This window comes from Treponema brennaborense DSM 12168 (genome assembly GCF_000212415.1).
Classification (GTDB): domain Bacteria; phylum Spirochaetota; class Spirochaetia; order Treponematales; family Treponemataceae; genus Treponema_F; species Treponema_F brennaborense.
This window is the reverse complement of record NC_015500.1, coordinates 2,310,898-2,329,954: the sequence shown is the minus strand read 5'-3', so window position 1 is coordinate 2,329,954 and position 19,057 is coordinate 2,310,898. Positions and strand designations below refer to the sequence as shown.

At 55.2% G+C, this 19,057-nt stretch carries 13 protein-coding genes; 10 read left to right on the top strand and 3 right to left on the bottom strand.

Annotated elements, in window-relative coordinates; translation table 11 throughout:
- Window positions 1–6: 6 nt before the first annotated feature.
- The 6 genes from rbfA (at window position 7) to TREBR_RS10145 (ending at window position 6,106) form a co-directional block, all read left to right on the top strand.
- The gene (gene rbfA, locus TREBR_RS10170) at window positions 7–378 is read left to right on the top strand and encodes a 30S ribosome-binding factor RbfA (RefSeq protein ID WP_013759091.1); all 372 of its coding nucleotides are present in this window, start codon (window positions 7–9) and stop codon (window positions 376–378) included.
- A 22-nt stretch (window positions 379–400) separates the two neighbouring features.
- Complete coding sequence (truB, locus tag TREBR_RS10165; RefSeq protein ID WP_013759090.1) at window positions 401–1,414, top strand: tRNA pseudouridine(55) synthase TruB; 1,014 nt, start codon at window positions 401–403, stop codon at window positions 1,412–1,414.
- A complete protein-coding gene (locus TREBR_RS13805; RefSeq protein WP_013759089.1) occupies window positions 1,407–2,261 on the top strand; it encodes an FAD synthetase family protein in 855 nt (284 codons plus the stop codon). The genes truB and TREBR_RS13805 overlap by 8 nt, the downstream gene beginning before the upstream one ends.
- Window positions 2,262–2,300: 39 nt before the next feature.
- Window positions 2,301–2,570 carry a 30S ribosomal protein S15 gene (gene rpsO, locus TREBR_RS10155; RefSeq protein WP_013759088.1) on the top strand — a complete coding sequence of 90 codons (270 nt, stop codon included), beginning with the start codon at window positions 2,301–2,303 and terminating at the stop codon, window positions 2,568–2,570.
- Between the two features lie 134 nt (window positions 2,571–2,704).
- Entirely contained in the window at window positions 2,705–4,804 is a 2,100-nt protein-coding gene (pnp, locus tag TREBR_RS10150; RefSeq protein WP_013759087.1) for a polyribonucleotide nucleotidyltransferase, read from the top strand.
- A 3-nt stretch (window positions 4,805–4,807) separates the two neighbouring features.
- Complete coding sequence (locus tag TREBR_RS10145; protein ID WP_013759086.1) at window positions 4,808–6,106, top strand: M16 family metallopeptidase; 1,299 nt, start codon at window positions 4,808–4,810, stop codon at window positions 6,104–6,106.
- Here TREBR_RS10145 and uvrC read toward each other — a convergent pair.
- Window positions 6,085–8,112 (bottom strand): excinuclease ABC subunit UvrC, encoded by a 2,028-nt coding sequence (gene uvrC, locus TREBR_RS10140; RefSeq protein ID WP_013759085.1) that lies wholly within the window; start codon window positions 8,110–8,112, stop codon window positions 6,085–6,087. The genes TREBR_RS10145 and uvrC overlap by 22 nt on opposite strands.
- Before the next feature lie 67 nt (window positions 8,113–8,179).
- Here uvrC and TREBR_RS10135 point away from each other — a divergent pair, with 67 nt between their 5' ends.
- Together TREBR_RS10135 and TREBR_RS10130 are read left to right on the top strand one after the other, a co-directional pair.
- A complete protein-coding gene (locus tag TREBR_RS10135; protein ID WP_245523711.1) occupies window positions 8,180–9,628 on the top strand; it encodes a LamG-like jellyroll fold domain-containing protein in 1,449 nt (482 codons plus the stop codon).
- A 70-nt stretch (window positions 9,629–9,698) separates the two neighbouring features.
- Window positions 9,699–12,662 (top strand): tetratricopeptide repeat protein, encoded by a 2,964-nt coding sequence (locus tag TREBR_RS10130; protein WP_013759083.1) that lies wholly within the window; start codon window positions 9,699–9,701, stop codon window positions 12,660–12,662.
- A 174-nt stretch (window positions 12,663–12,836) separates the two neighbouring features.
- On the opposite strand, the gene TREBR_RS10125 is transcribed toward TREBR_RS10130, so the two are convergent.
- Together TREBR_RS10125 and murJ are read right to left on the bottom strand one after the other, a co-directional pair.
- Window positions 12,837–13,985, bottom strand: a complete 1,149-nt coding sequence (locus TREBR_RS10125; RefSeq protein WP_013759082.1) for a M24 family metallopeptidase — start codon at window positions 13,983–13,985, stop codon at window positions 12,837–12,839.
- A gap of 142 nt (window positions 13,986–14,127) precedes the next feature.
- Window positions 14,128–15,747: a murein biosynthesis integral membrane protein MurJ gene (murJ, locus tag TREBR_RS10120; RefSeq protein ID WP_013759081.1), complete on the bottom strand. Its 1,620-nt coding sequence runs from the start codon at window positions 15,745–15,747 to the stop codon at window positions 14,128–14,130.
- Window positions 15,748–15,810: 63 nt separating this feature from the next.
- Here murJ and TREBR_RS10115 point away from each other — a divergent pair, with 63 nt between their 5' ends.
- Window positions 15,811–17,502: an adenylate/guanylate cyclase domain-containing protein gene (locus tag TREBR_RS10115; protein ID WP_013759080.1), complete on the top strand. Its 1,692-nt coding sequence runs from the start codon at window positions 15,811–15,813 to the stop codon at window positions 17,500–17,502.
- Window positions 17,481–19,046: a hypothetical protein gene (locus TREBR_RS10110; RefSeq protein ID WP_013759079.1), complete on the top strand. Its 1,566-nt coding sequence runs from the start codon at window positions 17,481–17,483 to the stop codon at window positions 19,044–19,046. The genes TREBR_RS10115 and TREBR_RS10110 overlap by 22 nt, the downstream gene beginning before the upstream one ends.
- Window positions 19,047–19,057: the final 11 nt, after the last annotated feature.

Genomic DNA, 19,057 nt, shown 5'->3' with positions numbered 1-19,057 from the left:
AGCGTCATGTCATCGTTTAGACTGATACGGCTGGGCGAGCAAATCCGGGAAGAAATTTCCCGGATGATACTGACCCGGCAGATAAAAGATCCTCGTGTTTCGACTTTCCTTTCCGTCAATCGGGTGGACGTGTCGGGCGATTTGGGGTATGCGAAAGTCTACGTTTCCAGCTTTATGAGCGTGAAGGAAACGGAAAACGGCGTAAAAGGACTGCAGAACGCCGCAGGTTTTATCCAATCGACTATCGCAAAGAAATTGACGATCAGGCAGTTCCCCAAACTGTCGTTCATATTGGATCAGAGTATAAAGGAAGGGTTCGAGATGGTTCGTAAACTGAACGATCTTGAACTCCAGTCCCAGAGTTCACAGGAGCGGTAAACTGCGCTCCCGTGATTCTGGTGTGTCCGGAGTTTTGCTGTACGCGAAGCGTCCGGGACCGACAAGTTTTGCATCACTCGGCGCGGTAAAAAAAGCGCTCGGCACCGGTAAAGTCGGACATACCGGTACGCTCGACAGCTTTGCCGAAGGGCTGCTGGTCGTGCTTGCCGGTAAAATGACCCGCCTCGTTTCCCATATCACTGCGTTTGACAAAACCTATCAGGCCGTTATCCGTTTCGGTACCGAAACGGACACGCTCGATCCGGGCGGAACGGTCGTCGAGTCCGCGCCGATTCCCTCTCTTTCTGAGCTGGAGCGCGTTTTACCCCGTTTTACCGGAACGATTTCTCAGGTTCCGCCGGCGTATTCCGCCGTGCACGTGGACGGTAAACGGGCGAGCGACGTGATCCGCTGCGGCGGCAGCGTTACGCTGAGTGCGCGCAGCGTTGCAATCCGTTCACTGCGACTGCTCGATTTTGCCGGCGGCTGTGCGCTGATTGAAGTTTCCTGTTCAAAAGGAACGTACGTCCGTTCTTTGGCGCGCGATATTGCGCGTGAAGCCGGTTCCCGCGCGCATCTTGCGGCGCTGCGGCGTACGGCGGTGGGACCGTTCCGGCTGGAGGACGCCGTTTTTTCCGATACGCTCGCGCCGTTTACGGTCGCTACCGAAAGCGCCGCTGCGGTGCGCTCGCAGCCGTGCCCGGATTCCGAATTGGCCGACATCTGCCGGTCGCTGCGCGCGTTTACACCCGAAACGGCGCAGGCGTGCGGGTTTTATCCGGTTACGGTGTGTTCCGAACACGCCGGCTCGTATGTGAACGGCCGGAGTTTACAAAACGAATGGTTCGTGCCGTTCCGTCCGGAACAGTCGTGCGCCGCGGGCGGAGGTCGGTTTGCGGCCGCTGATCCTGCCGTTGCCGTTGATACGGATTTTGCGGTGTTTTACGGCGACGGTTCGTTCGCCGGTATCGTACGGCGCGGCGGCGGACGGCTCTCCTACGGATTCGTTATTCAGCCGGGAGATTTCCATGCGTGAATATGATTTTACCGTTTACGATTGGGACAGCGCCGTTGCCGGCGGCTTCGGTGAGCCGGACCGTTTCGCTTCGTACGGCGCTGCCGGTACCGCGCTGTCGGTAGGCGGATTCGACGGAATGCACGCCGGTCACGACGCGCTTTTTAACGCGGTGCTCGCCCGCACGGATTTGCTTCCGGGCATCGTAACGTTTGCAAAACCGCCGCGTGCGCTTCGGCATCCGGCTGTTTTTGAAGGCGCCGTATCGACGCTGGCCCAGCGGCTGGATATTTGCAGGGAAAAAGGTTTTGCGTTCGCCGTGGTAATTGACTTTTCCGGTGAATTCGGTAGAATGGAAGGGAGTACCTTTTTGTCGATTTTGGCGGACACGTTCCGCATGAAATTTCTTGCCGAAGGTCCCGATTTTCGCTGCGGATATAAAGGATCGGCGGATATCGACGTTATCCGTACTTTTACGGAAAAACGCGGCGTGGTGCTGGACGTTATCGAGCCGGTCGTAATCGACGGCGAACGGGTGAGTTCCACTCGAATCCGCGCCGCGGTAGCCGCGGGTGATTTTTTCGGTGCGGAACGGCTGCTTCGGCGTCCGTTCAGATTGGATTGTTCGCTTTTCCGTTGGGAACGGTCGGCGCCGGATGTTTTGACGGCAGAAGCAGGGGCGGACGGTGCGCGGACGGTGCAAGTGCTTCCGCCGGACGGAGAATACGAAGTACGGGCGCTTTGCCGGGAAAACGGATTTTTGCAGCCGCAAACCGCAATTTTCTGCCGGAAGTCGCGGAAAATAACGGTACGGTTCACGCGGGGCACCGCGGGAGAGGCTCTTGCCGCCGTAGATTTTACGGCGTAACGTTGGTTATCTTAGGGATTAAAATAGAAGGAGTAAGTAATGGCACTTACAAAGGACACAACTGTTGCCGTTATCGGCAAGTTCGGTGCAAACGAACGCGATACGGGCAACACGAAAGTTCAGATAGCTTTGCTGACTGAACGGATCAAACAGCTTACGGAACACTGTAAGACTTTCAAGAAAGATAAGAGTGCATCGCGCAGTCTTATCAAACTTGTCGGTCAGCGCAGAAGTCTGTTAAAGTACTTGCAGGGCAGCGATCTTGAAACGTACCGCGCGCTCATCAAAGAACTGGGACTTCGCAAGTAAGTTGTTCAGGACAGTCTGCTGCCGTTGTGTGCGGGAGACTGTCCTTTTTCACTTTTCGGGGATGCCTCGTTGACGAGTTTGCAGCGTTCCCGGATACAATATGAGTTTTTACCGCAATATATAAGAAGGATAAAATGGTTCAAAGAGTTACTTATAAAATCGGCGATCAGGAATTGATTCTTGAAACCGGCCGGCTTGCAAAACAGGCGAACGGAGCCGTGTACGCACAGTTCGGCGGTTCCGCCGTTATCGCGACTGCGTGCGCGTCCGGTACGGCGCAGGAAGGATTGGACTTCGTTCCGGTTACCGTAGACTATAACGAAAAATATTATGCTGCCGGAAAAATTCCCGGCGGTTTTATTAAACGCGAAGGACGGCCCAAGGACAAGGAAATTCTGGTTTCCCGCCTGATCGACCGCCCTATGCGCCCGCTGTTTGAAGTTGCGTTCGGCCGTGAAATTCAAATCGTGCCCACGTGCGTTTCTTCCGATCAGATCAATCCGCCCGATATGCTGGCCGTCGTCGCAAGTTCCGCGGCCGTCGTCATTTCCGACATTCCGTTCAACGGTCCGATCGCGGGCGTGCGCGTCGCGTACGTCGACGGCGACTACGTGTTGAATCCGACGTATGCGCAGATCGAAAAAGCCGAGCTTGAAATCGTCGTTGCCGGTACGGCCGACGGTTTTACGATGGTTGAAGGCGGCGCGAACGAAGTTTCCGAAGACGTAATGCTCGGCGCGCTTGCCAAGGCGCAGGAGTTCATTACGGCGATGTGCGGGTTGCAGAACGAACTGCGCAAGCTCGCCGGCAAAGAAAAACTGCCGTTGTGCCCCGTTACCGTCGCGCTCGAAAATAAGGACGCGATGCTTGCTGAAGCCATGCCGCGCATGGAAGAAGCGTGTTTCGTCAAAGGCAAACACCTGCGCCACGAAGCGATCGCGGCGGTCAAAGCCGACCTTTCCGCAAAATACGCGGCTCAGCTTGAAAACGAAACGCAGATGAAACTGTTCAACGCGCTGTTTGAAGATATGGAATACAATATTCTGCGCAAGAGCATCCTCGACAAGGGAGTGCGCGTCGACGGCCGCGGTACGGAAGACATCCGTCCGATCAGCTGTGAGATCGACGTGTTGCCCCGGCCGCACGGATCGGCCATTTTTACCCGCGGTGAAACGCAGTCCTTGGCCGTCGCCACGCTCGGTACGGCGCTCGACGAACAGGTGTACGACGATATCGACGGCGACCGCCGCGAACACTTTATCCTGCACTACAACTTTCCGCCGTATTCGGTCGGTGAAGTCGGCCGCATGGGTACCGGACGCCGCGAAATCGGTCACGGAAACCTCGCCCGCCGCTCGCTGGAACCGATGGTGCCGTCGCGCGAAGCGTTCCCGTACACTATCCGCGTCGTTTCCGAAATCATGGAATCGAACGGTTCGTCTTCAATGGCGTCCGTGTGCGGCGGTACGCTGTGTATGCTGGCTGCCGGTGTTCCGATGAAAAAGCCGGTTGCCGGTATCGCGATGGGACTCATCACCGAAGGCGACAAATACGAAAAATATGCGATTCTGTCCGATATTCTGGGTGAAGAAGATCACTTGGGCGACATGGACTTTAAAGTTGCGGGAACCGCCGACGGTATTACCGGCTTCCAAATGGATATCAAAATTGCCGGCGTTACGACCGAAATCATGCAGAAAGCGCTGGCACAGGCTAAACGCGGCCGGCTGCACATTCTGGGTATCATGAATCAGACGATCAGCAAGCCCGCCGCTAAAATCAGCGAGTACGCACCGAAAATCGAAACGATGAAAATCGACGTAGACAAGATCGGCGCGCTCATCGGTCCCGGCGGTAAAACGGTTAAAGGAATTTCGGCGCTCTACGGCGTTACGATCAACACCGACGACGACGGTACCGTTACCATTTACGGTAAAAACGGCAAATCGACGGATGCGGCGAAAACGGCCGTGAAAGCTATCGTCGAAGACCCCGAAGTGGGAACCGTTTATCAGGGAACGGTAAAACGGATTATGGATTTCGGCGCGTTCGTCGAAATTCTGCCGGGAAAAGAGGGTCTCTGCCATATTTCCAAACTGTCGCGCAAACGGGTTGAAAAAGTAACCGACGTCGTCAGTGAAGGACAGCAGATTCCCGTAAAACTCCTTGAAATCGATAAAATGGGACGTCTGAATCTGTCTTACATCGACGCGGTCGAAGATCAGAATAAATAAGGAATGTCTGTCAGTACGCAGATTTTAACAAATAAAACGGTACTCGTTACGGAGCCGGTTGCGGAAGTTCAAACTGCCGCGATCGGCTTTTGGTTTCGCGCCGGATCCCGGTACGAACGTCCGGGGGAACGCGGCGTTACGCATTTTGCCGAGCACTTGCTGTTCAAGGGTACCGATACGCGCCGCGCGTTCGACATCGCTTCTTCGTTCGACCGGATAGGCGGGTATATCAACGCGTTTACCGAACGGGAAAACGTGTGCGTGTACTGCGTCGTGCCCGCCGTGCACGTGCAGACTGCGCTCGATATTTTATGCGATATGACCGAACGTTCGGTGTTCGATCCGGAAGAAGTTGAGCGCGAGCGGGCGGTGATCGAAAGTGAAATCATTTCTTCTCAGGACGATGCCGAAGAGGCCGCGCTCGACGCGGCGTCCGAAGCGGTGTGGCCGAATCATCCGGTTTCCGCAAGTATTTCCGGTTCCGTTAAAGACGTGGAAAAACTGACGCGCGATCAGGTGTACCGCTGGTATCGGGAGCGATTTGCATCGGGAGCGCTCACCGTGTGTCTGGCGGGTAACATCGACGCTGCGTCCGCTGCGCGGCGGCTCGAAACGCTGTCCGTCCGCAGTGAACCGCCGGCTGATGATATCGGACTCGTCGTTTCCGCACCCGAATGGAAGCGCGGCGTCGTTTTCCAGGAAGCACCGTTCCGACAGACGCAGTTTTTTGCGCAGTTTCCGCTGCCGGTTCCATTCGATGAACGCCAGTACTATTCCTGGGCGATTTTGAACGCGCTCGCTGGCGATACGATGAGTTCGCGCTTATTCCAAAAGCTGCGTGAAGAAAGCGGATTCTGTTATAACGTATACAGTTTTACGACGTTCTACGCCGACGCGGGCTGCTGGTGTGCGTACGCCTCCAGTGCGAAGCGGTACGGTCTGCGTCTGGTAAAAACGCTGTTCCGGGAACTGCGCGCTCTGCGTGAACAAGGGTTTACGGAAGACGAAGTTACCGCTGCAAAAGAACATTTATGCGGCGAAGAAATCATTTCTTCAGAAGATATGGAATACCGGATGAAGCGGCTCGCGCGCAATTATACGTACGGTTTTCCGCAGCGGTCGACTGCCGACGTCGTCGACTGTATCCGTTCGATTACGGCGGAAGAACTGAGCGCCGCGCTGCGGATACTGTGCGATTTTGACCGGGCCGCGCTGCTCGTATACGGGCCGCGCGTAACGGAGCGAATGAAAGGGCAGCTCGTCGCCGCGTCGGAAATCGTTCAGTCCGATTCGGATCGGTAACGGGGCTCCGGTTCCGCCGCGAACAGCTGCGCGGCGAGTGTGTCCGCAAGATCTTCCGCTTGGCTTGCAGTCTGTGCCGGATACGAAGCGGCGGAACCGGACTGCCGGGACGCCGCGTGCGTTCCCGCCGCGCTGCGATTTCCCGCCGCCGGTCTGCCGGAAAGCACTGCCCGCCGTTCGCGTTCGCGCACGGCCGTTTTTGCCGCGGCGAGTATTTCGGCTGCCTGTGCGATCGGTATGCGCAGCGCGTCGGCGATAGGCTGCGGCGAATCGGTGCACGCGCCGATCATTTTTTCCGGTGATGTGAACGTCTGCATCAGCGTGCGCGCGCGGACTTCTGCGACGTGCGGCAATGCGGCGAACGCGCTGACCGTGTTTTCTTTCGTGCGCAGGCGCTGGTTTCTGCTGGTAGCGAACCGGTGCGTTTCATCGCGCACGCGCTGCAGCAGGCGAAGCGCGTCGCTTCGTTTGGGCAGACAAATCGGCGTACTGTTGCCAGGGCGGTAGATTTCTTCGTCCCGTTTTGCAAGGCCGGCTACCGGAATGTCGAGCGACAGCGCTTTGAGTACGCCTTCGACGGCGTTCACTTGTCCGATACCGCCGTCTATCAGAATCAGATCGGGCATTTCCGCCTGTTCGTTCAGAAGCCGGGTATACCGGCGGCTCGCCGCTTCACGCATGGACGCAAAATCGTCGATAACGCCGTCGGTTGTTTTCAGCCTGAAATAGCGATAGTTTTTTTTGTCGGGATTGCCGTTGTAAAAACTGATCAGACTCGCGACGGGGAATTTGCCGTCGATATGGGCGATGTCGAATCCTTCTATTCTGACCGGAAGGTGCGGCAGACCCAGCAGATCCCGAAGTTCTTCCATTGCCGGTATGTCTCCGCGTTCCCGGACGCGCCGTGCGATATCTTCGCGCGCGTTTTGAAACGCCATATTCAGCGCCGCTTCGTGCCGCCGTGCGTTGTCGGTTCCGTCCGCAACCGTGTCGATTTCCGGATGTGCGCCGAACGCTGCAGCGAACCATTCTTTCGTCAGTTCGAGACCTTCTCTGGTCGGAACGAATATTTTCGGCGGAATCGCGTCCGCGTCCGTATAATACGCCGCCAGAAATTCGCCGAGCAGTTCGTCCGCTTCGTTCAAGCTGACGGTGCGGTAATTGTCCCGTCCGAGCAATTTACCCTGCCGCATTTTCAGAACCGTAAAACTGACCAGCTCTCCTTCGCAAAAGTACGCGATATAGTCGCGGTCTTCGGGGTTGAAGTCTTGGACGATGTTCTGCGGTTTTAATATGTCGAGTGCGGCAATGCTGTCCCGCAGCCGGGCCGCTTTTTCAAACTGAAGGTCCTGCGCGGCCTGCTTCATGCGCTCCTTGAGCTTGTCGGCGGTCTCTTTCCCTTTTCCCTCAAGTATCTGTTCTATTTCACCGATATATTCGTTGTAGGTTTCGGTGCTGATTTTACCGCAGCACGGTGCGCCGCAGCGGCCGATATGGTAATACATGCACGGTGCGGAGCGGGTGCGCAGTTTTTTACACCGCCGTAACGGATACAGACGCAAAAGCGTTTCTATAAAAGCGTCGAGCGCGCCGACGTCGGGGAACGGACCGAAGTATTTCGAGCCGTCCTGCATGATTCTGCGGGTTTTGTACAGACGGGGAAACGCTTCGTTTGTAACGCGCAGTACCGGATACGATTTGCCGTCTTTCAGGTTGATATTGTAGCGGGGTTTGTGCTGCTTTATCATGTTGTTTTCAAGGATAAAGGCTTCGTATTCGTTCGCGGTCGTAATGTATTCGATTGAATGGGCGCGGGATACCAGAATTTGCGTTTTGATATCTTTTTGCCCTGAAAAATAGGAAGAAAGGCGGTTTTTGAGATTTTTTGCCTTTCCGACGTAAATAACGGTGCCGTCTTCTCCTTTCCAGAAGTACACGCCGCTTGTTGAAGGAGCTTTGAGCGCTGTGTCGTGCAGTTGTTTTCGTATCAGATTATCTGTTTTCATGATTCATAAAACCGTCAGACAACTCATACCCTTTTTTGCGGTTGTTTGTCTACTGGCTGCGGTATGTTTGCCCCTTTTTTCCGTTGAGAAGACTATCGAGCTGGGCGGCAAAAACGGATGGGAACAGCTTTCCGTTATGGACGGCGTAACGACCGGCAGCGGCCGCTTCGGCTACGAGGCGGTGATGCTTTCCACCAATTCGCGGAAAGTGACCGAATATACCGATCTGCTGCTGCCGTTCGATTTGGAACCCGTTTCCGATAAAGCGGGGAATTATACGGTCGTTTCGTCGAATCTGTCGCTTGTGCCGGGCGGCAACAGAGGCAGCGGCGCGGCTCTTTCGCGCGGCGAGTCGGGCGGATTGGTGCTTTCCGGCAGCGCGCAGTCGATTTTCGGTTCCGGAAACTGGACCGGTTCTTTTACGATCGAGTTTTGGCTGTGTCCGCTGATCGTCGAAAACGGTGAAACGGTACTGACTTGGCGGTCGTCGCGGAATACGGGCGGCTATTCGGCTTATCAATTGCTTTCTGCTTCGTTCGCAAACAGCCGTTTGGAATGGACGCTCACCGATTTGTTCGACGGAGCGGCCGCTTCGTCGAACGGCATCGTGCTCAAAGGAGACCGCGCTGTTATTCCGGGCCGATGGGCGCATCACACGCTGACGTATTCGGAAGAATCGGGACTACTCGAATACCGGGTGGACGGGCTGCTTGAAGATTACCGGTACGTTACGTCCGAAAACGGCGAAGGCGGAACGGTGTATCCGCTGGTTTTGGGTGCTCCCGCCGATATCGAAATTGCACCGGCTTTTACCGGAAAAATAGACGATTTCCGCATTTTGCGTCACGGACTGGACGTTCAGCCGGAAGAAATCTGCACCGCTTCGCCGTCCGGCTCCCATTACGACCGGTACGTGCAGGACGGCGGCCGCTTTGAAAGTCAGCCGATTCCGGTCGGCAGCGGAAGCGTGCTTTCTTCCGTCAGCGCGGAAATAACCGAACCCAGTCAAACGGCCGTGCAGCTGTACGTGCGCGCCGGAGACAATTATTTTACCTGGACGGCCGCGGAACCCGCGTGGATTCCGGTTACGGCCGGTGAAAGCGTTTCCGGAGTGAGCGGCGCTTATTTTCAGATTGCCGCCGATTTGTATCCCGACGGAGCCGGAAACGAAACGCCGTCGGTAACTGCCGTAACGCTGACGTATCGTGAAAATCCGCCGCCGCTGCCGCCGTTCGCGGTCTTTGCTGCTGCCGGAAACGGATACGTCGACTTATCCTGGTCCCGCTCGGTTGACGAGACCGGCGGCTATTACGTGTATTACGGCGAACGTCCCGGCGAATACCTGGGGCGGATTGCGGCGGAAGGTCCTTCGCCCGTTTTTGCCGGACTGCGCAATTCCATCCGGATCACCGGACTGCAAAACGGTAAGATTTATTACTTTGCGTTGGCGGCGGAACGGGACGGAAAGACCGGCGCCCTTTCAAAAGAAGTATACGCCCGTCCGATGAAAAAATAACGTATTTTGATAAAAAATGTGTACCGTTCGGCAGCGGCGGCACCGGTTTTATGAAAGGAGAATGTCCCTTATGGCGAACGACGATGTACAGAAAAAAGAATTCATGCTTTCACGTGCGAAAGCCGCAGTGTTGTCCAGAGATTTTGAACTTGCCGCCCGATTGTATAAAGCGATACTGAAAGCGGCACCGGACGACGGCGCGACGCTGGAAGCGCTCGGTTTGATGTACGTCCGCGCCGGTCAGGATTCAAACGCGCTGCCGGTGTATAAACGGCTTGTTGAAAAAAATCCCGGCGACTGCAAAGCGCTTACCGCACTGGGCGGCGTGTACCGCCGTTTGGATCTGTATCAGGAATCGATTGAAGCGCTGGAACAGGCTATCAGCCTTCAGCCCGATCAGACCGAAATTTACTATAATTTGGGCTTTACGTATAAACTGATGGGAATGTACCAGGACGCGCTGGAATGTTTTAAAGTGGTAATTGAAGAAAATCCGAACGACATTTTGGCATACAACCATTTGGGCAGCCTGTATTCGCTGCGGCACGACAGTGCGAACGCGATCGCCTCTTATCGGCGCGGTTTGAAACTCGATCCGAATCATCCGGTGCTTCATTTGAATCTTGCGAAAGAATTTGAAATTTTGGGTAAGGATGAAGAGGCAAAACTCGAATATGAAAGCGCGCTGAAAGCGAAGCCAGGATGGGCCGACGCGCTGAACGGATACGCTTCGTTTTTAATGGCGCGCAATAAAAAACACGAAGCCTTCGATTTGTTGGCGCAGGGATTGGCTTTGCAGCCGGATGATCCGGCGATGCTCGTGTCCATGGCAGATTTGCAGACGCAGAGCGGCAACTATGCGGAAGCGTTTAAACAGTATCGTTCGGCGTTGTCCCGTAATCCTGCTGATGAAAACGCGCTGCTGGGCCTTGCGACCGTATATGAAAAAGAAGGTAAATTTCCGGAGTCCGTTCAGATTTTTGATAAACTGGAAAAAGATTCCCTGATGAACGGCGATATGCGCTTCCGATACGTTTCGGCGCTTTTGAGTGCGAATGAATTGGCCGCGGCGTCGCGTCTGCTTAAAAAATTGTGGCACAAAAATCGGTTGGATGTGAACGTGTGGAATATGCTTTCCCAATATTACCTGTGCAGCAACGATCGCAGACGCTTCGATACTTGTCTGAAACGCATTGCGGAACTCGATCCGCAGTACCGCAGACACTACCGTGATTTGGGAATGCGCTGCAAACAGCTGGGAAAACTGGCGATGTCGGAAAGTTTTCTTGAAAAATACGTCGATAAGGATCCTTCCGACGCCGAGGCGCTGACGGCGCTGGCCGCAGTGTATGAATCGCTGCGGAAACTGCGTGAAGCGCTGGCAACGTACCGCCGGGCACTTGCCGCGGATACGTGCAGCACCGCTTTGGAAGAAAACGTCCGGCGGTTAAGTTCAATACTCGCGGAAAACGGCGAGCCGGCCGAAAACGGCGGTTCCCTGCCGGCCGATCCGGATTCCGTCGCCGCGTCGGTGGATGCGGCCGATTTCGATTCTTCTGCGGACGATGAAATTTGTCTGGCATCCGATGATTTGTTCGACGCTCCCGGCCGTTCCGGTGATTCCGACGCCGAGCCGTCCGGAGAGGCTTCCGGAAACACGTCTGCGAATACGGAAGACGAGGAAGCGTTCCGATTCGATGATTTTGCCGACGTGTCCGAAAGTGCCGACGTGTACGATCCGCTTGAACTTGATGAAACGGTCGAAGAAGAAGACGCGGACGGATTCGGGCTCGACGGGCTCGTTGCCGACGGCAGTCCGATCGACTACGATCCGGCGGCGCACACCGATTCCCGTCTCCCTGATGCGGAAAACGACCGCAACGCTTCCGGCGATCCGTCCGTACTCGATTTTGAAGACGAAGATCTCGACCTCGGTCCTGCGGCGCCCGAACCGGTACGGAAACCGTCGCCGCTTCAAAATGAAGCGGCTGAGGACGTTCCCGATTCCGACGTTCCGCCCGTTCCCGAGCCGTTTAACGCCGAGCCTCGCGCCCCTGAGCCGTTTAACGCCGAGCCGTATGCTGCCGAGCCTCGCACTCCCGAACCTGCACGGTATCGGGATCCCGAACCGGCGTTTCCGCCTGCGCCCAAACCTTGCCCTTCCGAGTCTTCTGTACCCGAACGTCCGGCGCCGCTTCGGCCTCGGCCCGATACGAATACCGATTCGGTTCCCCCGTTCGACCGGCAGCCCGAACCGCCGTTTGAGCCCTCGGTTCCGCAATCCGCTTCCGCCGACGAACCCGTTCCCGCAGCGGAGCCGGAACCTCTTGCCGAGCCGGAATCTCTCGTTGAGCAGGAACCTCTCGCCGAGTCCGATATACCCGAACCTGCGCCGTCTGAGCCGGTGCCGGCTGAAGACACTTCGCCCGAACCCGCGCCGATTTCGGATATTCCCGAACCCGACGACCCGTTTGAAGAGCCGCTGGATTTTGTCGAACCGGGCGAGTCCGAATCGGCGGAAATCGCGGCTGCTGAAGCTTCCGCGCCGGAACGCTCCAGTCCGGCAGCCGCGGATATGCCGTTTTCCGCTGCGGTAAAGCAGTTGCCCGAACTGGTGCGGAAACTGATGAATACGCCCTCCGGAGAAAAATGCGAAAGCGCCGCTGAAATGTTCCGCCGTATGCGCGACTTGTGCAGGTATCTGCCGCCGCTGAAACGGGAAGCGTTTATGACCGGCAAGCAGCGGCTGCAGCTCGATTACGTTATAGACAGACTTTCCGGTAAACCCGGATTGCTCGCCGCCGCTGAAGCGCTCCGGACGAACGGTTTGGTTGCTGCGCCCGAACAGCGGTACGACATAGTGGAAAAATTCGATGAAATCGCCGTTGCCGGAAAAGTGTTCGGTTTTATGCGCCCGCTGATTCACGCTTTACCCGATAAGGATTCCGCGGTGGCGCTTGATGCTTCGGCTGCCGCCGTGCTGCGCAAGCTGGACTCTGTCGCCGACGGCAAAACGGTGCCGGACGAAAACTGACGGGCGGAATTTAACGAACGGGTAGAAACTGACGGGCGGAATTTTCCGCCCGAACGGTGGCCGCGTCCGATATCGCCGGCGCGGGGGGCCGTCGGCGGATCGGCGTTAACCTGAAATTCTGCCGCCGGTGCATCCCTATCCGCCGAAGCGGCGGATAGGCGGATCGACGCGCGTTTATAATCTGATTATTTTTGATTTGGTGAGCACTTCGTGCCCGGTTTCCGTGATGAGCACGTCGTTTTCAAGACGGCAGCCGCCGTTCGCCGGATCGTACAGCCCCGGTTCCAGCGTAACGACCATTCCGGGAACGAAAACGGTTTCGGGCGGAATCGCCGGTTTTACCGGCGGAAATTCATGTGCTTCAAGACCGATTCCGTGACCGAGCGCGTGCGGCATGGATTTTTTTGCTTTCGCGAACACTTCGTCGGCTTTAAGCGCCGCCGCTTTGATCGGAACGCCGGGGTTGTACAGTTCCAGCGCTTTTGCGTACGCTTTTTCCGTCAATTCCAGCTGAGCTTCCTGTGCGGGCGTCAGCGTTCCTTTTGCAACGGTGAGCGTTACGTCGCTCGTATACCCGTCCGTGACGACGCCGAAATCGAGTATCGACAAACCGTCCGCGGGAAACGGCTGCGCGGTGTACGGCGGAAAGCAATGTATGCCGAAGCTGCGCGCCGGACCCGCCGCGAGCGTTTCAAAGCCCGTTCCCTCGCACCCGGCGTTTCTGCATTCGCGTTCAATCAGCAGCGCGGCGTCGGTTTCAGTTTGAATCGTTCCGTCTTTTATCCGTGCCTCGATCAGTTCGATGATGGCGTCCGTTACCGCCGCCGCTTTTCTGATACAACCGATTTCGTATTCGTCTTTTACGGCGCGCATCAGCACCGCCTCTTCGTGCGAACCGTTTTCCCGGCACAACACGTTGTATCCGGCGAGTGCGTCGACAAACCGCAGAAACAGCGGATACGGCGTTTCCGGCGGGATTTCGATTCGGGAGCCGTCGGCCAGTTTCAGTTTTCTGAATATTCCGGCTGCGGCTTTGAGCGGATTCCGCGCGAATTTGGTAAACGGCAGCACCGTATCCGCTTCTGCCATAAGAGCCGCCATATGTTCGTCCCACGGACAAAGCACGGATTCGCCTTTCGCCGTAACGACGAGCAGCGCGTCTCCCGGATGGCCGGTAAAATATCTGATTGCAGGATCCCTTCTGCCTTCCGTGTCTTCAAAAAACGCGGCGGCAACGTTCGCCTCCTGCAGTTTTTGCGCGAACGCCTGCTTCCGGCGGAGGCAGAACTGACTGTACGGTTTTTCAGTCTGACGGACTGACATGATTACTCCCATAAAAAGTCAAGACGAAAGTGTCAAGTTTCGGATTGATTTTTTAAGCTGCTTTAACGAAAGCAGCAGATGATAAAAAAGTTTGCAACGCAAACTTATAAAAGATAAAAAACGACGATATTGCAGGCGGTTTTTATCTTACGCTCCTCTCATTTGCGGTTGTTTTCCGGCGGAATTTCGCCGTGATAAGCGAAACGACCGGATCCCGCGTTATAACCAGCAAGAATACACCGATGAGCGCAAAAAGCAAAGCCCCCAGCACCAGCGGAACGCCCTGCGCGACAAATCTGTTCCGATCGGCAAAAAGCGAAAAAAGCGCCGGTTTCAAAAAGTACACCGGCACTGCGGCGATAAACGAAAAAACGGCTATGCGGACCGTATAAAGCAGCGTCTTCGTTACGACGTGCAGCACTTCGATCGTTTCCGTTTTTGCAAGGAAAATGAACAGGAACACGGTGTTCACGATGCTTGCCACTGTCAACGCGAGCGCTATTCCGCCGCCGGCCATCGGTTTTACGAGCAGCAAAGCGAGCGCGATGTTCGCCGCGAACCCGATCAGGCCCGCTGCGGTCGGCGCTTTAGTGTTGCCCTGCGCGTAAAATGCCGGCGATATGATTCTGTTTATCGCGACAAAAAATAGTCCCGTAATGTGAAACCTGAACGCTTCAAGCGTCAGCCGGACGGACTCGTCGGTAAAACTGTTCGATTTATAAATCAGCGTGATGATGTTTTCTCCGGTTATGAGCGAAAAAAACGTAATGGGTACCGTTATCAGCGCGATGATTCTGAGCGCTTGCGTCAGCATCGTGTTGAACTGCCCCCATTCCCGCCGTTTTGCCAGTCCCGACAGATCGGGCAGTATGACGGTGCCGATCGAAACGGCAAAAATGCCCAAAATCAGTTCCTGCAGGCGCAGCGAATACTGTAAACTCGAAACGATTCCGGTGCCCGCGTTTCCGGCCAGCGCGGTGGACACGACGTCGTTCAGCTGATACGCCGCCATGCCGACGATCGTCGGTCCGACGAGCCGCATGACTTTGCGCGTGCCCTCGTTTGTAAAGGCTTTTTTCAGCCCCGTAAGTGAAAACGTCCAGCCGTTTTTCACAACGAACGGCAGCTGGAACAGTGCCTGAACGGTTCCTCCCGCCAGTACGCCGATCGCCATCGCGCGCGCCGGATTTGCGGTAAACGGCGACAGCCAGTACGTGCTTGCGATAACGATCAGGTTGAACAGAATCGGCGTGAATCCCGACGGAGAAAATATTTTGAGGCCGTTCAGTATTCCCTGAAAAAACGCCGCTATCGAAATGACGAACAGATACGGAAACATGATCCGCGTCAGCAGAACCGTTTCTGCCATAACGTCCGGCGCCGCGTCTTTGTAAAAGAACGGAATGATGAGCGGCGTAACGCAGATTCCGGCGACGACGACTGCGGCGGTCAAAAAGGAAACCAGCGTGCAGGTCGCCGATACGAACTGCTTCACTTCCGCCTGTTTTTCCGGCGTCCGGGCGTCTTCCAAATACGCTTTGAACGTCGGAATGAACGCGACGGAAATGCTGTTTTCAGCGAAGAGGCGCCGGAACAGATTCGGAATCATAAACGCAATGCCGAACGCGTCTGCAAGCGCGGACGTTCCCAAAAAAGCTGCCTTTGTCGATTCCCTGATGAGGCCGAGCAGCCTCGAACCGAGCGTTAACACGGACAGCTTGAGCCCCGCTGCGACGAGTGATTTTTTCCCGGAATTCTTCATATATATATGATAGCGATGTTGCTAATTTTATGCAATCTGTGTAAAATGAAAACGAGGACGTTTATGGCTCGGCAAAAAAAATTGTTTCAATACGTGGGTCAGACCCCGATCATTCCCGTTTCGGTAAAGATTTTGGGTGTCTTTTCCTGCCTGCTGCTGCTGTCGAATTTTGCAACGAATTTTGTCAATATTCAGCTGAATCAGCACGAAGTGTACGCGCTTACGAATACCGTTATGGTCAATCAACTGAAAGATCTGTATACGGCAGCTTCCAATCAGTATGAGATTTACAGTTTTTCACGGGACCGGCGCGCCGCACTCGCTGCGCTTGAAAAAGTCGCGCAGAAGGGGTTCAGCCGGAAAGACAGCATGGCTGCCGGGATCGGTTACGACGGCCGCGCGTATTTTTACGTCTCCGCGTCGGGCGAGCAGCAGACGATTTTTCCCGATATGAAAGCCGTCGCCGCTTTAAACGCCGCGCGGCAAAGCGGTACGCAGGAAGGTTCGGTAACGTTTGAAGGCACGAAAGGCGAGTATTTCGGTGTGTATAAGTATCACGAAGATTGGAAATGTTATCTGATCCGGGCCGAATCGAGGTCGGAAGTCCGCCGCGCGTCGTTTAAAGTATTCGGCCAGATCGCCGTTATCATCGTACTTTTGACTCTCGCGTTTTTGTGGATCGGTTTTACCGTATTTTCGCGGATATTCGCTTCGGTCAGACGCATAACGGAAAGTCTGTACACGATGCAGGCGAGCCAGAATCTGTCGCTGCTCGATTTGAGCGGCGCGCCGAACGACGACATTACGTATTTGGGAGCGTCGTTCAATTCGCTGTCGTCGACTATCAACAATCTGCTCAAAATCTTTCAGAAATTCGTTTCCCGCGACGTCGTTGAAAAAGCGTACAGCGAGCATATTATCCGGCTTGAAGGAACGCAGCGCGAACTGTCGATTCTGTTCTCCGATATCCGCGGTTTTACGTATATGACGGAGACGCTCGGCAACGATATCATCAATCTGCTGAATCTGCATTACGATCGGGCGATCCATTCGATTCACGAGCAGAACGGAATCATCGGTTCCATTATCGGAGACGCCGTGCTGGCCATTTACGGAGCGACGGATTCGGCTGAAAACAAATCGGTTTCCGCCGTGCGGAGCGCCTGGCTGGTAACGCGGGAAACCGCCGAGCTGCGTGAAAAACTGATCCGGCGCCGGACGCAGATCGAAGCCGAGCGCACGCTGACGGAAGCGGAAGAACGCGTGTATAAAGCGGTTCTGATAGACGTCGGCGTCGGCATAGACGGCGGAACCGTGTTTTACGGAAACATCGGTTCGTTCGAGCATATGACGAACACCGTCATCGGCGACAACGTAAACTCGGCTTCCCGCCTTGAAGGTTTGACGCGGGTATACGCGCTGCCGGTTATCGTTTCCGAGTATATCAAGAACGAAGTCGAACGGCATTCGGGACAGTACCGCTTTTTCGAGATCGATACGGTTCAGGTAAAAGGCAAAACGGAAGGAAAGAAGATATTCGTTCCGCTCGATACGGAAACGACGGATCCCGAAATTCTGCGGAAATTCAGCATTTTCGAGCAGGGGCTGGCGGCGTATTACGTCGGAGACTGGAAAACGGCCCGGCAGCTGTTTAAATTGTGCGAACTTGATGTTGCGGACGTGTTTCTCAAACGAATGTCGATAAAACAGGCTCCCGAAGGATGGAACGGTATATGGACAATGGCAACAAAATAAAGATAAGTAAACCGGAAGTACGGCTTTTCTTGCAGGGCGATCTGCTTCCTCCCGAAAAAGACAAGCCGGTTTCGTACGATCTTGAAGTCGAATACGCCAAGACGCGCAAAAAGAAATCCCCGTTCGTTATTATCGTTATGCTGTGCTGCATCGTAACGGTCGGGCTTTTGACGTTCGGCGTCTCGAAATATATCGAACATAAAAACAATACGCTGTCGGTCGGCATTGAAGTGTTTGAAGATCTGAATCTGAAAAATCTGCTCGACGTCGTTTCCCGGACGGAGAATTCGCTGAAGCAGGCGACGAATCAGAAAATTCAGCTTGAAACGGAACTTGCGTCCGCTTTAAAACAGGCGGAAGTGAAACGCGATTCGGACATTTATCTGCTGGGAACGCTGAAAATGAGTAAAAGCGAACGCCTGCGCCGGACGGAAACCGTTCAGAACGAATATGCGTCGGCGGTGAATGCCCTGCACGCCGATTACGATCCGCAGCTGGCGTTGTACGCAAACCAGATAGAGGAACTCAAACAGCAGCTTGCTTCGTACGACCGTAAAAATATCGAACTTGCCCAAGAGCAGGAAGCCGCGATAAACAGTCAGCGGCAGCTGTTCGAGCTTGAAAAGCAGCAGCTTGCAAGCGAATACGAGCAGGTGATAACGGAATTGCGCGGACAGCTTGCTTCCGTACAGCAGGAATTGCTCGACAGTCAGAAAGTTTCAATCGACGCGCTGACGAAGCAGTACGAAGCGGAAATCAGTCTGCTCGATCCGGTGTTTACGGACGCGCAGTCCGCCGCCGTTATTCGGGCCGTTTTGGATTCCGGCGCGGACGGATCGGAAGGTGCCGATAACGCGGATAACGCCGATGATGCGGATAACGCCGATGATGCGGATAACGCGTCCGGCACGGTTGATACGGTTTTTTCAAAAGACGCCTATTCGCTTGCGCTTTCTGACGCGGCGGTTTTGCAGTACGCCGACTCGGTGCTTACGGACGTGGACGCCCGGTTTTCACAGTTCAACCGTCTTGCGGCCGCCGTGTCGCAGGTTCCGTGGTCGAATTCACTGCCGGAATACGTGAAAGCGATGACCGTTCTGGCGAACACCATCGGCAAGCAGACCGTCGCCGCAACCGTGCGTATGCTGCAGTCGCAGGACGACGTTATCGTCGATCAGCGGCAGACGATTTCCGACCTCGATTCCCGTCTGCAGTCGTCCGCTTCGGATATGCGGCAGCTGCGTGATGAAAACGCCGTGTACCGGAAAGCGATGAACGCGTTCGACGCGCTTACCCGTCAGAACGGAGACGCCGGTTATATCCTCGATACGGAAAATCCGGCGAGAATGCTCGTCTATATTTCACCGCTGTTCACGGATTCCGTGCGGAACGGTACGCGGGCGTACGTGTTCCGTGCATCAGACAAACTGATCGGCATGGTAACGCTTGAACGCGCCGGAAAATTCATCTACGCGATTCCCGACGGTGCCGAATCGGCGGGCTTCCGCCCGAATGATCGGATTTTGCTCGAATTGATAAAATAAAAGGATTGTAC

Bases quoted from the DNA above. Each gene is read 5' to 3' on its own strand.
- rbfA (WP_013759091.1), top strand. From the start codon at position 7: ATGTCATCGTTTAGACTGATACGGCTGGGCGAGCAAATCCGGGAAGAA.
- TREBR_RS13805 (WP_013759089.1), top strand. From the start codon at position 1,407: ATGCGTGAATATGATTTTACCGTTTACGATTGGGACAGCGCCGTTGCC.
- rpsO (WP_013759088.1), top strand. From the start codon at position 2,301: ATGGCACTTACAAAGGACACAACTGTTGCCGTTATCGGCAAGTTCGGT.
- pnp (WP_013759087.1), top strand. From the start codon at position 2,705: ATGGTTCAAAGAGTTACTTATAAAATCGGCGATCAGGAATTGATTCTT.
- TREBR_RS10145 (WP_013759086.1), top strand. From the start codon at position 4,808: ATGTCTGTCAGTACGCAGATTTTAACAAATAAAACGGTACTCGTTACG.
- uvrC (WP_013759085.1), bottom strand. From the start codon at position 8,112: ATGAAAACAGATAATCTGATACGAAAACAACTGCACGACACAGCGCTC.
- TREBR_RS10130 (WP_013759083.1), top strand. From the start codon at position 9,699: ATGGCGAACGACGATGTACAGAAAAAAGAATTCATGCTTTCACGTGCG.
- TREBR_RS10125 (WP_013759082.1), bottom strand. From the start codon at position 13,985: ATGTCAGTCCGTCAGACTGAAAAACCGTACAGTCAGTTCTGCCTCCGC.
- murJ (WP_013759081.1), bottom strand. From the start codon at position 15,747: ATGAAGAATTCCGGGAAAAAATCACTCGTCGCAGCGGGGCTCAAGCTG.
- TREBR_RS10115 (WP_013759080.1), top strand. From the start codon at position 15,811: ATGGCTCGGCAAAAAAAATTGTTTCAATACGTGGGTCAGACCCCGATC.
- TREBR_RS10110 (WP_013759079.1), top strand. From the start codon at position 17,481: ATGGACAATGGCAACAAAATAAAGATAAGTAAACCGGAAGTACGGCTT.